The 14388-nt window shown below is 33.3% G+C and carries 15 protein-coding genes; all 15 read right to left on the bottom strand.

The window, feature by feature from the left end:
* Positions 1–53: 53 nt before the first annotated feature.
* The 15 genes from CDOMC_RS01315 to CDOMC_RS01245 all read right to left on the bottom strand — a co-directional run bounded on the left by CDOMC_RS01315 (position 54) and on the right by CDOMC_RS01245 (position 14355).
* A complete protein-coding gene (locus tag CDOMC_RS01315; protein ID WP_172127275.1) occupies positions 54–266 on the bottom strand; it encodes a DUF4006 family protein in 213 nt (70 codons plus the stop codon).
* Positions 267–275: 9 nt separating this feature from the next.
* A complete protein-coding gene (locus tag CDOMC_RS01310) occupies positions 276–1130 on the bottom strand; it encodes a cbb3-type cytochrome c oxidase N-terminal domain-containing protein (protein WP_172127273.1) in 855 nt (284 codons plus the stop codon).
* Positions 1131–1132: 2 nt separating this feature from the next.
* Positions 1133–1348: a cytochrome c oxidase, cbb3-type, CcoQ subunit gene (locus CDOMC_RS01305; RefSeq protein ID WP_170020528.1), complete on the bottom strand. Its 216-nt coding sequence runs from the start codon at positions 1346–1348 to the stop codon at positions 1133–1135.
* 15 nt (positions 1349–1363) lie between these two features.
* On the bottom strand, positions 1364–2029 hold the full coding sequence (ccoO, locus tag CDOMC_RS01300; protein ID WP_172127271.1) for a cytochrome-c oxidase, cbb3-type subunit II: 666 nt from the start codon (positions 2027–2029) through the stop codon (positions 1364–1366).
* A 2-nt stretch (positions 2030–2031) separates the two neighbouring features.
* A complete protein-coding gene (gene ccoN, locus CDOMC_RS01295; RefSeq protein WP_172127269.1) occupies positions 2032–3501 on the bottom strand; it encodes a cytochrome-c oxidase, cbb3-type subunit I in 1470 nt (489 codons plus the stop codon).
* Positions 3502–3620: 119 nt separating this feature from the next.
* A complete protein-coding gene (locus tag CDOMC_RS01290; RefSeq protein ID WP_257793011.1) occupies positions 3621–4298 on the bottom strand; it encodes a response regulator transcription factor in 678 nt (225 codons plus the stop codon).
* A 3-nt stretch (positions 4299–4301) separates the two neighbouring features.
* Complete coding sequence (locus CDOMC_RS01285) at positions 4302–5525, bottom strand: PAS domain-containing sensor histidine kinase (protein ID WP_172127265.1); 1224 nt, start codon at positions 5523–5525, stop codon at positions 4302–4304.
* A complete protein-coding gene (locus CDOMC_RS01280) occupies positions 5518–6189 on the bottom strand; it encodes a sulfite exporter TauE/SafE family protein (RefSeq protein WP_172127263.1) in 672 nt (223 codons plus the stop codon). Before CDOMC_RS01280 ends, CDOMC_RS01285 begins: the two co-directional genes overlap by 8 nt.
* A 6-nt stretch (positions 6190–6195) precedes the next feature.
* Positions 6196–6642, bottom strand: coding sequence for a carbamoyl-phosphate synthase domain-containing protein (locus CDOMC_RS01275; RefSeq protein ID WP_172127261.1), 447 nt, complete (start codon positions 6640–6642; stop codon positions 6196–6198).
* Positions 6642–7193: a DUF507 family protein gene (locus CDOMC_RS01270; RefSeq protein WP_172127259.1), complete on the bottom strand. Its 552-nt coding sequence runs from the start codon at positions 7191–7193 to the stop codon at positions 6642–6644. Before CDOMC_RS01270 ends, CDOMC_RS01275 begins: the two co-directional genes overlap by 1 nt.
* A gap of 91 nt (positions 7194–7284) precedes the next feature.
* Complete coding sequence (locus tag CDOMC_RS01265; RefSeq protein ID WP_172127257.1) at positions 7285–7872, bottom strand: MotE family protein; 588 nt, start codon at positions 7870–7872, stop codon at positions 7285–7287.
* The gene (locus CDOMC_RS01260) at positions 7869–8297 is read right to left on the bottom strand and encodes a flagellar export protein FliJ (protein ID WP_172127255.1); all 429 of its coding nucleotides are present in this window, start codon (positions 8295–8297) and stop codon (positions 7869–7871) included. Before CDOMC_RS01260 ends, CDOMC_RS01265 begins: the two co-directional genes overlap by 4 nt.
* A complete protein-coding gene (locus tag CDOMC_RS01255; protein WP_172127253.1) occupies positions 8294–9544 on the bottom strand; it encodes an adenylosuccinate synthase in 1251 nt (416 codons plus the stop codon). Before CDOMC_RS01255 ends, CDOMC_RS01260 begins: the two co-directional genes overlap by 4 nt.
* Positions 9545–9566: 22 nt before the next feature.
* Positions 9567–10439, bottom strand: a complete 873-nt coding sequence (locus tag CDOMC_RS01250) for an ATP phosphoribosyltransferase regulatory subunit (RefSeq protein WP_172127251.1) — start codon at positions 10437–10439, stop codon at positions 9567–9569.
* 13 nt (positions 10440–10452) lie between these two features.
* Entirely contained in the window at positions 10453–14355 is a 3903-nt protein-coding gene (locus CDOMC_RS01245; RefSeq protein ID WP_172127249.1) for a sensor domain-containing protein, read from the bottom strand.
* Positions 14356–14388 lie beyond the last annotated feature (33 nt).

Below are 14388 nucleotides of genomic sequence, written 5' to 3'. Positions count from 1 at the left end.
AGCGGAGATGACAAGTCCTATGATTATAATCTTCTCTAAAATTGCCGACATCTCTACTCCTTTATCTTTATATGCTTGGCGTTATCTACATTTTTCATCTCAATAGCGCTTGGATTTTCGATAGCATATGGCTTTTGAGCTACCTCTTGTTGAGCCTTAATGCCAAGATATGTAAGTACGGCTAAGATAGTTAGTAAAAGCACGGTAGCGATAAGCATTCCCGTTGCGCCATTTAGTGCAAAAACGTTTCTATTTGTATTTTCCATCATAGCTCCTTACTTCGTAAGCGATAAGATATATTCGCCTACAGCCTTTTGCTGCAATGCGTTAAGTCTTCCGTCGTCAAATTTAGGCATAGCGCCTATAGCACCCTTTTTACCACGTTTTAGCACATCTACTACAAAATCACTTGTACCATATTTAGTAAGATCAGGACTCATGCCATCCATTCCCTTACCATCATCTCCATGGCAAGATGCGCAAATCGCAAACTGAGCCTTGCCTGCTTCAACTAAATTTTCATTTGTAGTCTTTTTAATACCTGAAAGCTCTTTAGCCACGTAAGCTGCTATGGCCTTAGCTCCCTCTTCATCAGCCATTCCAGGAGGCATTTCCCCCATTGGGTAATCAAGCCCTTTTGAGCCTTTTATAATAGCATCCACTATACCCTGCTCGCTTCCCCAAATGTTTAAATCGGCAGCTTTACCGTTTATTCCATCAGCCGTGATTCCGTGACATGCAGAGCATTGAACTAAAAATATACCCTCACCCATTGCATGAAGAGTTTTTATATCAGGATTCGCCCACTCTTTCTCAAATTTAGCGTTCATAGCCTTTACCTCTTCGTTATATTCTCCGATTTGAGAATATGAGTTAAGAGGATAACCGACCAAATAATACCAGATCGCCCATACTATGGTAAGTACAAATATCAAGGCCCAGCCTACCGGAATAGGATTTTTATACTCGCCTATTCCATCCCAATTGTGTTCGCTAAGCTCGCCTTCGGATTTGCTATCCTTTATCTGTTTTACATATTTTCCGACAACAAATAGCGTAAGCAATATGATAGCTAATGCGCCGATAAGCGAGAGTAAATTAATATTATCTTCTAAATTAAACCATTTCATACTCAACTTTCCTTTTTAACATTCTTACTCGTAGATACAGACTCTAAAATTTCATCACTCAAATCATCTTTTAATACCAAATTTGAGTACTTTTCATAGTTTCTTCTGCCTGTTCTTTCTGATTTATACAAATGATAGCAATAGCTATATAGCACAATTACTAAAAAAACAGTAAAGAAGAAAAATCCGTAACCTTGAATCTCTCTTAAAGCCTGCATATCCAAGATTTTACCTTATTTCAAGCTATTTAAGTATGCGATTATGGCGACGATCTCTCTTATCTCGCCTCTTGCAAACGCATCTTTTACTTCTTGATTTTTCATCTCATCGACTATCATTTGAGCCTGCTCTTTTACTATCGCTTGAGTCTCTTCCCAGGTACCAAGCTTAGGCATTCCCTCCATATCATAAGGAACATTAAATACCTTTTTAGTAGTCAAAGCTTCGCCATAAGCTGTCTCAATATCGGCATTGTTTTTAAACATATGTTTATAGGCTGGCATAAGAGAGCCTGGAACTACAGATGCAGGCTCTAGCATATGATTTTCGTGCCAATCGGTTGTGCGGTAATTTCCGACACGTTTTAGATCAGGACCTGTTCTTTTAGAACCCCAAAGATGAGGGCGATCGTAAGCATATTCGCCACTTAAAGAGTACATACCGTATCTATCGGTCTCACTCTTAAAAGGACGAATCATCTGTGTATGACAGGCGTTACAACTATCCTTCATATATATGTGTTTGCCGGCAAGCTCTAAAACTGTAGGAGGCTTTATGCCCTCAAGAGGTCTAGCGCGATTAGCGAAATCAGGTAAAATTTCGATAATTCCAGCATATGCTATAACTATAAAAACAGCAACGGCAAAAAAGAATGGATTTTTTTCTAACCAACTGAACATCTCTACCCCCTTACGCCCGCAGGACTTGCGCTAAATGGCTCTTTAGTAAGTTCTTTAGCCGACATTGACTTATATATATTGTAAGTAAATATAAAAAATCCTACTAGATATAAAAGACCGCCTATAGCCCTGATCCAGTAATATGGAATAAGTACCGTAACAGTATCTATAAATGAATATGCAAGATTACCAAACTGATCTGTAGCTCTCCACATCATACCCTGAGTAATTCCGGCTATCCACATTGATGCAAAGTATAAAACTATACCTGTTGTTTGGATCCAAAATTGAACTTCCATCAATGATTTTGAGTAAATTTCACGCTTCATTACGCGAGGAGTCATATGGTAAAGTGCCGCCATAGTCATAAATCCAACCCAACCAAGGGTGCCATCATGAACGTGTCCAGGAATCCAATCTGTAAAGTGTGCAAGAGCATTTACTGACTTAATAGATAAAATTGGTCCCTCAAGAGTTGAGAACATATAAAACGTAGAAGCTAAAATCATAAATTTAATTAACGGATTTTCACGTATCTGAACCCACTCGCCCTTCATTGTTAAAAGCATGTTTATCGCAGAACCCCAAGATGGCAGTATAAGAACTACTGAGAATACAGATCCCATAGTCTGCATCCAGTCAGGAACGGTAGAATAAAGAAGGTGGTGTCCACCGGCCCAAAGATACACAAACATAAGTCCCCAGAAAGCAAAAAGCGATAACTTATATGAGAATACCGGCTGTCCGCTCTCTTTTGGAAGGAAATAATAAATTTGAGCAATTATTGCAACCGTAAATACGAAAGCAACAGCGTTGTGTCCATACCACCACTGAACTAAAGCATCGTTTGTGCCTGCATACATAGATACCGAGTGCCACCAATCGCCATATCCTGAAATAAGCTTTGTAGGTACAGACATATTATTAAATAGATACAGCATGGCAACGCCAAGGAAAGTCGCTATATAATACCAAAGTGAGATATAAAGAGTCTTTTCACGGCGAATTCCAATAAGACCGAATATGCTAACACCCCAAAGCACCCAAACAAGAACCACTCCTATATCAAGAGGCCATTCAAGCTCGGCATACTCCTTTGAAGTACTAACTCCTGCAAATAGACTTATGACTGCAAGCACCATCACAATCATATATAGATAGAAGTGAAATTTGCCGATAAACATTAAAAACGGCGATTCGTTCATAGACACCTTGAGTACTCTTTGTCCTATATAGTACCAGGTCGCAAATATACCAGAAAGCATAAATCCAAATATAACTCCTGATGTATGAAGCGGTCTAAGACGACCAAAAGTCCCATACTCTCCAGCAAGATAATTTAGATCAGGATATGCCATCTGAAATGCTATTATTACGCCGATAGCCATACCAATGATGCCAAATAGTATTGTGGCAAACATAAAGTACTTAGCTACGGTATAATCGTAGTTTAATGCATTTGATGGTCGCATCAAAACCTCCTTTTCAAATTTGTAAATAAAAATGTAACTAAAATGGTATTTTAAATTAAAAAATATATATCTACTCTTAAATGAGGAAAAAATTTATATATTTAATTAAAATTTAAAATTCATTTTAAATCTATCTTGTACCCAAGGCCCGGAATATTCTTTATTAGCTCAGCTCCGACCTTGTCCCTAACTCTCTTTACAAAGGTTCTTATGGCAGCATCATTTACCTTCTCGCCTACCCATACGATACTTTTTATCTCCTCTATCAAAACCAAAGTCCCAAGTCTTTTAACAAGAAGTGAGACAAAAGAGAGCTCTTTTTTAGTCAAAGCTATCTCTACTCCATCTTTTACCAAGACTCTTTTTGTTTGATTGAATGAGTATCTGTCAGTAATTTTTATTAAATTTGCACCCTCTATTTTTGACTGGGCTATATTTATAAGAGTTGCAAAAAGCTCATCCATATCAATAGGTTTCATTAAATATTTATCGATACCGACATCAATAGCTTTTAGCAATCTCTCCTTTTCACTAAATGCACTTAAAATAACGATAGGAGTGTTTTTAGAGATGCTTTTAATCTCTTTTGACATGTCAAGTCCGTCCATTATGGGCATAGCAATATCTGTCACCACAATATCTGGATTAAATTTCTTAAATTTCTTTAATCCCTCATCGCCATTGCCAGCTAAAATAACTTTGCTAAATTCATTTGCAAGAATTTCGCCCATAGACTCTCTAGCCCCACTTTCATCCTCTACTAAAAGTATTGTAAGCTCTTTTAAATTTCCTACCACCATCTATCCTTTATCCGTATATGGAATCTTTATTGTAAAACAAGCTCCAAATTTATCATTTTTTACACTAACTTTTCCATTCATATTTTCAATTATCATCTTAAGCATATACAGTCCTATTCCAGTACCAGAACTTGGATGCTTAGTCGTGAAATATGGCTCAAAAATCTTATCCATTATCTCATCTTTTATTCCACCGCCATTATCGCCTACTGCAATAACTACAAATTTATTCTCTTTATATATAGATATTGTAACAGTTTTTTCATTATTTACATCTTTCATTGCATCTTTTGCATTAGAAAGAAGAATTATTAATGCTTGAGAAAGCTGAGAATTAAAGCCCAATATCTCGCTCTCATCTTTTATAGAAAAGTCTATGCTAATGTTCTCTTTTTCATATGTACCTTGGACCATTTTCATTGCGTCTTTCACAGCAATTGACGGCAAAAAATACTCTTTTTCTCGGTTTATTGCAAAAAAATTTCTAAAATCCTCTATAGTCTGAGACATATTTTTAATGATTCGTTTTGAGTCCTCATAATCTGTCTGAAATTTTGACATGTTTTGAGCTAAAAAGGCCTCTTTCAGCCTAAAAAGCATTATACTAAGCTCGTTTAATGGTTGTCTCCATTGATGAGCTATGTTGGCTATCATCTCGCCCATTGATGCTAATCTTGATTGAAAAAACAGCATCTGAGTCTTTTCTTCATTCTTTTTTATTTCGGCTTCAACTAGGCATTGTAAATTTTGATTTAAATTTAATAGCTCGGCAGTCTGTTCTTTAACTCTATTTTCAAGGTTTTGATTTAAATCCTCAAGCTCTATTTTTGTCTTTAAAAGCTCGTTATTTAAATTTATAACATCGGTCACATTATGTCTAATAGCTACAAATTCCTCAATCTCTCCATTTGGATCCAAAATAGGAATAATCGTAGTATTCAGATATATATCTTTGCCGTCTTTAGTAAGATTTCTAACGATACTTTTATGAACTTTCTTGGCTAAAATCGTATCCCACAAAATTTTAAAAGTCTTTTTAGGCACATCGGGATGACGAACTATATTATGATTTGCTCCTATGAGCTCCTCTCTACTAAATCCTGAAATTTTGCAAAATTCGTCATTTACAAAAGTTATAATACCGTTTATATCAGTTTTTGAAACAATATTGCTAGCCTCAATAGCATCTTGATACTGTCTAAATCTAGTCTTTATATCATCCATTTGTTGCCATAAACCCTATAAAAGATATATAAATACCGTAAATAATTACAACCAGCCCGGATAGATAGAGCATAAAATTTCTAAATTTATCGTTTAAAAATTTTAAAATCAAAGCGTAAGAACTCATCATAACCAAACTAACCATACCAAAAATAGCCATCACTAAAGCGCCATTTATTGCACTTCCTGTCGAGATTGCAATGGCTAAAAAATAATACACTACTCCACAAGGCATAAATCCATTTAAAAACCCAAGCATCAAAAAACCAAATTTCATATTCTTTGAGATTATCATTTTGATTTTTAAATTTATAAATTTATAAAGAGCGGAATTTCCCTCTAAAAAATTTAAAATTTTGCCACGTTTTATAAGAGCAATACCCAAAATAACTAAAAAAACACCAATTATAAAGAGAAAATAGCCTCTTACTTTAAGAGATAGAGCAAAAAAGCTGCCAAATGCGCCAAAAAGCGCTCCAAGCAAGACATATGCACTCACTCTAGCCGCATTATACCCGACTATCGCAAATATATTTTTTGCTTTATTTTTTTGATTTACAAGAATCGAAAGAGCCACCATAAAGCCCCCGCACATGCCTATACAGTGTCCTATGGAGCTAAAAAAAGCAACGCTTAAAATAGATATTAGTGTGGCTTTATCCATATAAATTTAGGATCTATTATCTAGCATCTTTTTTAAATCATTAGGATTTGAAATTTCTGTTGATATAGCAGCTCTTATCTCGCCTTTTTCACGAATAAGCATGGTTAAAAATCTAGTATCTATATCATAAACACCAAATTTTCCATTTTCTCTAAAAAACTCATCCAAATCTTTTGTAGCTCTAAAATTTGATGGCATCTTATTAAAAGATCGTATTAAAATAGAGCCAGCGTAAATTTTATCGCTGCTAGAATCTTCATTATTTGTGCCAACTATACCGATTTCAGGAGACGTAAAAACTATGAATTTTCCATGATAACTAGGATCTGTGATGATTTCTTGGTATGCCGTAAAGCTTGTATTAAAAACCATATTAGCAACCGCGCTTCCGCCTTTTCCAAAAGCTTTAGCCTCTAACAATACGCCGTTTTCAAGATATATATAAGCTTTCATTACAGCATTCCTTTTTTTCTTAACTCTTCTTCATAAAGTCTTTCAAATACTATATCGTACTCTTCGGTTCCTGGTATAAGCTTTCTTTTGTAGCTATCGATTTTAGAAATTACAACATCCTCAAGCTTTTCATAGATTTTTATATAGTCTTCAATGGAGCCGTAAATCACATTTTTTACTCTATTTTCAGACACGCTATAGTCCATCAACCCTTTTTTCCAAGCGGCTTCAAGAATTAAGTGAGCGATATTATTAAATCTATCTTCATAGGCTAAAATTACATTAAAATCCTTTGCAAGCTTTTTCTTGACAAGCCAGAACATATTTTTTCTATCTACTTGCATAAATTCCATCTCGTTTTCATTCTCTTCTAAAACCTGATTTACTCGCTCTTCAAGAGCCTTTTCACGCTGTAAATCACTATCTAATATCTCTTTTGCAAGCGCACAGAGTGGTTCAATGCCTTGATTTAAAGTAACAAATCCTGAATTTAATAGATCAATTGCAATCTTGTGCGATATATATGGAGTGTGTGGCAGTTTAATACGCATTTTTACCTCTCTTTTTTTGTTTGGATTTTAACTAAAAAAAGGTAAAAAAAGGTTAAATTCTAACTCATAAGAAACACAGATATTTATAAAACTATAAATTTAGTAAATTGCCGGCCGGTCCTTCAATCTTAGCGGGAGAGTCGATTTGCCTGTCTTTATCTTCTTTTCCAAAAGGGGGACCTTGCTTGATTAGAAGAGTTATTTCAGACGCCACAGCAGGCTCCATTTTAGCCATTATAGAAGAGATTTTTTTAGGAGCCAAAGCATACATTATACTTGCAGCACTTATCCTGTCCATAGCGCTTAACACATCTGCCGCGGCTTGATCTTTCATCTTGCCGTATGCTTCACCAACCTTATCAGTCGTCATTGTTTTAATCTGAGATAAAATTTCATCATTTCTTTTTACTAAATTTTCAATCCGCGCTTTTTGCTCATCTATCTTAGCTAAAGTCGCATTTATATCACTCTCTTTTTTACTGAGCTGAGCACTTCTCTCTCTAAAAATAGCCTCGCTTGATGCTCTAAAGGCTTCAAGTCCTTGTTTCTCTTCATCTATCCTCTCAATCTCTTTTACAAGTTCGCTCTTTCTAGCCTCAAATATAGAGACACAATCGACAGGAACCTCGGCTCCAAAAAGAAATAATACGAATACAGATAAAGATAAAATTTTTCTCAACTTTCACTCTCTTTTAAATATGTATATCTCATGGTAGCAAACTCATCAAGAGAATTTTGCTCAAGCTTTTTAATTCTAGCAAGCTCCACTTTAAACTCTTCGCTCTCAAGATATTTCATCTTCTCATATTCCAAGCTTGCGTTTTTATACTGATGCTCAAAGTGCATTATGCTTTTCTTAACAAGTTCAAGCCTTTGAGAAAGTATGTCTTTCTCTTTTCTAATCAAATTTAAAAACTCCAAAGAACCCTTTAACTCCGTAAATTCACCACTTGAAGGTAACTTAAAGGAAGCTATTTTCAAATTTGCATCATTAATAAAATTTTCTATCATACCAGCTTCAGACCTGCTTTTAGCAAGCCTGAGAGCGATTTTGTCCAAATTTTGTTTTTTTACCTTTACGATTTGGGTAAATTTACTCTTCATCTAATAATAGTATCTTCTCTTTCAGGGCTAGTTGATATTATACCAACTCTTGTGCCAGTTAGCTCTTCTATGCGATTGATATAGGTCTTTGCATTTTGTGGAAGATCGTCAAATTTACGAATTCCCTCAACCTTATCCCATCCATCAAGCTCCTCATATATAGGTTTGACATTCTCAAGATCGGTAGGAAAATAATCTATAATATCACCATTATATTCGTATGCTTTGCAAATTTTTACTTTTTCAAAGCCATCCAAAACATCTAACTTCATAAGCGCAAATTTATCCACCCCATCAAGTCTTGCAGCATATTTGACCGCCACCGCATCAAACCAACCGCAACGTCTTCTTCTGCCTGTAGTGGTGCCAAACTCCTTGCCAAGCTCGCACATCATATCGCCATCTCCACCTAAATCCTCAGTAGGAAAAGCCCCATTTCCGACACGAGTCGTATATGCCTTAATTATGCCTATTACTTCACCGACCTCTTTTGGGCTAATTCCTATTCCGCTACAGCTTCCAGCACTTATAGTATTTGAGCTGGTTACATAAGGATATGTACCATGATCTATATCAAGCAGAGTTCCTTGAGCACCCTCAAGCATTATTTTTTTATTCTCATCAAGCGCTTTCCAAACCATTTGAGTAGTATTTGCGATAAATTTTCCAAGCTCTTTTTTATATAGTTTTAGCTCATCCAAAAGTTCATTTTTACTAGGAATAACAACGCCTAAAGTATCAAGCAAGCTCTTGTTCTCGCTAAAATCATTCATTAGATCATCGCAAAGCTTTTCAGGATTTAAAAGCTCTCCCATTCTATGACCGCTTCTACTTATCTTATCGGCATACGCAGGTCCTATTCCTTTTCCTGTAGTTCCTATCGCATTTTTGCCCTTTAGACGTTCTTTTGCCTGATCAATTAAGGAGTGATGACGTAAATTTAAGTGCGCCTTATCGCTAATAAAAAATCTTCCTTCAAGAGCCTCAAACTGCTTAATCTCTTTAATCAAAAATTCAGGACATACAACAACTCCGTTGCCTATTATATTTATAATATTTTTATGCAAAACTCCGGAAGGAACCAAATGAAGAGCATATTTTACACCATTAGTCCATATTGTGTGACCGGCATTATGACCGCCTTGGCATCTACAAACCATATCGTAGTTGGCACTTAGCATATCTACTATCTTGCCCTTGCCTTCATCTCCCCATTGCACGCCTACTATAAGATCAGCTCTTTTCATCTTAAATCCTTCAATAAATTCTTTATATATTTTTATCTTTTAAATTTTCAAGCAAGGCATCGACATAGACACCAAAACCGCTACTTTTAATACCGTCTATCTCGTAGTTACCACCACCGCTTAAGATATCGTTACCGCTTAAAAACCTAAAAAATAGTTTATCGTAATATCTCATCTTTGAATAATATAGTGGAACTATTCTTAAATTTTCGCATTGCGACAGCTCTGCCACTCTTTTTATCTCACTAAGAGGCTCTTTTAGCTCATCTGGAACAATACTATAAATTTCATCTATCTCTTTTACGCTATTTACAAAAGCAAGTTTTTTGAGCCACTCCTCTTTTTGATTCAAAATTTTCTCTATCTCTCCATGCTCAAAGATGGATATAGGCAGATTTAAAAGCCTGCAAACTATACGAGGGATCTCTATATGACTTATTTGAAGATGAGGCTTAAGTCCTAACTTATCAAATAAATTTTTAACCATTTTTACGCTTATGGCAAGATCTGTTTCGCCTATCAGCTCTGCGCCTATTTGATAAAATTCACTACTAGGATATTTAAAAACGGGCTGAATGTAAAACCAGCGTTTTGGCTCAGTATCTTTAAGCCTTCTAAGCACTATTCTCACGACATCTACGGTACTATCAGCTCTTAAACTTACTTGGTTATTGGCATGATCACTAAATCTAAGTAACTGGGTTGGAGATACACTTAGGTGCTGATGATATGAAAAATATGGAGTTGCAATCTCCTGAAATCCATTTTCTAGTAAAATTTTGCTAGCCAAATTTTCAATATCTCTTTTTAAGGTCGCTATCTTTCCGAAGTATAATCTGCTTCCAATAGGAATTTCATGTTCATATACTTTGCCGTCAAAATTTTTAAATTCCATAAATTTTTAATCCTTATTCTACAGTCAAGATATTGTCACGCTTCTCTTTTAATTTAATAATAAGCTTTGATATACTCTTGCCTTGTTCTATATTTGCTAAAATTTGCATAATTACACCTGTTGTCTCAACATGAATAGACAGTTTATAAAAATCTGAGATATGCCTTCTATAAGGCTCAACCATCAAATTGCTATATTCTTTAGCGAATTCTTTTGTATCAAATCTATGAAAATTAGAAGCACTTAGCATATCAAGCAAATTCTTTATCCAGCCTTTATGCATAACAGCCAAATTACACCATACAAGCTCACTTTCATTAAGAGCCTCTATATGCTTTAATTTGTCTGGAATTTTATATGTTGCAAACCAATGTTTAATACTTTCAAGCTTCATAGGGGGAGCTATATAGCCACCTTGAAGGTTACTATACCCTGCTCTTATAAGCAAATACATACTATCATGAGTCTCTACACCTTTAGCAATAACATCTTTTAAAAATATATTAGATAGCGTAAGGATTGACTTTAATATAATCAAGCTATCAGCCTCCTTTACAACCCCAAGGCTTAAATATTTTGAAACTTTTATTTTATCCGCATATATATTTTTTAAATCCTGAATAGAAGTAGATTTTGAACCAAACTGATCAATAATAATAGTCACGCCATATTTTTTGTATATATTCAAAATTTCAGCACTATCAATAGGTTGTTTAAAAGAAGCAGAATCTTTAATATTAAATTCAAGCACATGTAGATTATTATAAATTCCACTTTCAGCAATATTTTTAAACTTCTTTATAAAATCGGACCTATGGATAAGCTCTAATGTTACATTTACGCTAAAATTTAAATCAAGTCCATATTTTGTACGCATATAAGATTGATCTTTTAATGCCTTATCTATATTCCAAAGCACCAAATCGTCATATATATAACCATTTCCTATAAGAGGTAAAATTTCTTCACACAATATAGCACATCCAGTCTTTTTTGCTATAAATGTTTCAAGCCCAACTATCTTATTGGATCTTATATTTAATATAGGCTGATACAAAAGAGAGAATTCATCATTTAAAAGACTCGAAGAAATTCTATCAGATAAAGCATATTGATCCCTAAAATACTTATCTGCTTCAGGGTCAAATATGTAGTATTTATTTTTACCTGATAGTTTTGATTGATACATAGCCCAATCGGCCTGCTCTATAAGAGTATCTTGATCTATTTCGATCTTTTGAGGATATAGGCTCGCACCAACACTAGCGCTAACTCTTAAATGTTTATTATTTATAACAATATCCCTATTTGCTACTCTTAATATATCTTCTAATATATCATTAATCTCATTTTTATAAGTTAAATCATTTATAATAGCTACAAATTCATCTCCGCCAATCCTTGCCAATACATCATTTTCTTTGAGCGCAATACTAATATTTTTTGAAATTGCAACCAGCAATCTATCTCCTACAGAGTGTCCATACAAGTCGTTTATAGGTTTAAAATCATCTATATCTATATATACAACAGCTATAGAAGTCTTTGTGCTTACAGTATTTATCATTGAGTCATTTAATTTTTTTAAAAATAAAAATCTATTAGGCAGTCTTGTTAGAATATCATAATAGGCTATCTGCTCCAAGTTTTCTTCTTTTTCTTGAGCATGCGAAATATCTGAAAAAACAGCTATAAAATTTTCTATATTTCCATCTTCTGCATAAACAGTACTGATGGTTAGAAGCTCTAAATACTTTTTACCGTCTTTCTTCTTATTCCATATATGACCTCGCCAATATCCTTCATTTATAATACTACGCCATAAATTAGCAAAAAATTTACTATCGTGAGTACCTGAATTTAATAAATTTGAAGAGCTGCCTATAGCCTCTTCCTTGGAATATCCAGTTATTTTAACAAAAGCATCGTTTACATCTATAAATTTAGCATCAGTACCAACTATAGCCATAGCTTCTTGAGAATTTGAGAATAAATTTGAAATTATTTTTTTATATTTATATGCATCTGATTTGTCTTTAAAATTATCAATCAAATATTTATTATCATCATGCAAAATATTAGTTAAAGAATTATGATTTGCATCCATTTTGTCTATAATGGAACTATCCACAAAATAACCTATAACTTCATCTGCATTCTTATTATCACTAGATACAAATTTTAAAAAAACATTACAAGTTATGATTTCTAAATTTTTCTTTAGTATTCTTATAGGTGATAAAAATTCATAGTCTCGTTTTATGACATTGGTACTAAATAGCCTAAATTTAATATTAAATTCATTAACAAATTTATCAAAATCTACAGGATGCACAATATCTTTAAAATTAAAATTTTCTCCAAGCATCTCCTCAGATTTATAGCCCAATATAAGCTCTGTATTGATAGATACACTTAAAATATCTTCAATAAAACCATTTTTCCATGATATCTTAAATATCGGAGAGTATATATTAGCTTCATTTTCTCTTTCAAAATTTCTCTTATTTATTTTATCCCAAGTAATATCTTTAATAAGACAAAAACCCAATTTATTATCATCTACTTCTATATTTTTCTTTTTTATCAAAACATCTTTTATGATTCCATTGGAAATTATATGCTTGGACTCATAAGCTACCGTATTATCACTATAGTCACAAGTAATAAGGCTTGCTTCATCTGTATTATTGGCATCGAGATCCTGTAATTTTTTACATAAAATTTCATCTCTAGACAATCCATAAAATTCTAAGGCTTTTGTGCTAGCTTCTATAATATCTCCAGTTTTTGCATCAATCAAAAGTATGATTAAAGGACCTTGCTCAAAAAGATATCCAAATTTTTTCTCATATTCTAAAAAGTTAGTTTTTTTATTCTGAAAATTTTCGTAAATTTGCACAACAGAATCAACTATTTCATTAAAATCATTTATATATCCGGTACTTATATATTGACTAATATTCTCCTCTTTTTCAAGTTTTTTTATAAGTCTTTTAATAAATAATATAGGCTTGATTATGCCATTTATAGCAAACTTAACATCTATAAAAACCAAAAAGAGTCCTATTGTAAAAAATGCTACACATATACTCAAAAACAACCAGTTAGAATATAAAATATTACCAATAGAGCGATAGGTTACAACCGCTGCTCTAGCTTGCTGGATATATTCAACCATATAAATATCAAAGTTTTCCTGGCTCCAATTTATTTGAATATCATTTTTCTCAGTGTAATCAATACTAACTTTATACAAATCAAATATTGCTTTTTGCTTAAGAACCAGATCAATATCTTGATGAAATAAAATTCTTCCATCTTTATTTATAATAAAAGAGTTTGCTCCAATTGAATTTTGCATATGCAACAACTCATCATATATATAATTTAACTTAACTTCTGCAATTAAAATTTTTCCATTTCCAAGATCTTTCACAATAAATCTAGTTGGAATATCGCCATGATGAAAGTCAAATTGAGACCTAAAAAATCCATTTACAAATTTATCTTTCCATGGTTTTGTCTTAAAAAAATGTAAATACTCTTTATTTGCATCTCTGTGAGAAAAAGCAGAAATTTCAATATCTCCATCAATAGTGGCAACATGCATAGCATAGTATTTTTTGTGATTAGACATAGAATATTCAAGAATAGCTCTTATATTGGCATCATCTGATGTTACATATCTACCAATAAGAGTAAGCTCATCGTTAACAGTTTTTACATTATTTAAAATAATATTTCTAAGCTCTTGGTTGCTTAAAAACATATTTTCGCGAATTTCATTAAATTTAATATTTATAGCAAAAGCTATAATACAAAATATTGCAATAATTGTAATTAAATTTGCGAAATAAACTCTATTTAAAATATTATAAGACAAGCTTTTATTGTTACCGCTTGAAAAAATCATACTTTATAAAAACCTTCCAATTTTATCTAGATA

Source organism: Campylobacter sp. RM16192 (genome assembly GCF_004803855.2).
GTDB lineage: Bacteria > Campylobacterota > Campylobacteria > Campylobacterales > Campylobacteraceae > Campylobacter_A.
The sequence above is the reverse complement of the archived record's forward strand: the minus strand, read 5'-3'. Positions and strand labels throughout refer to the sequence as shown.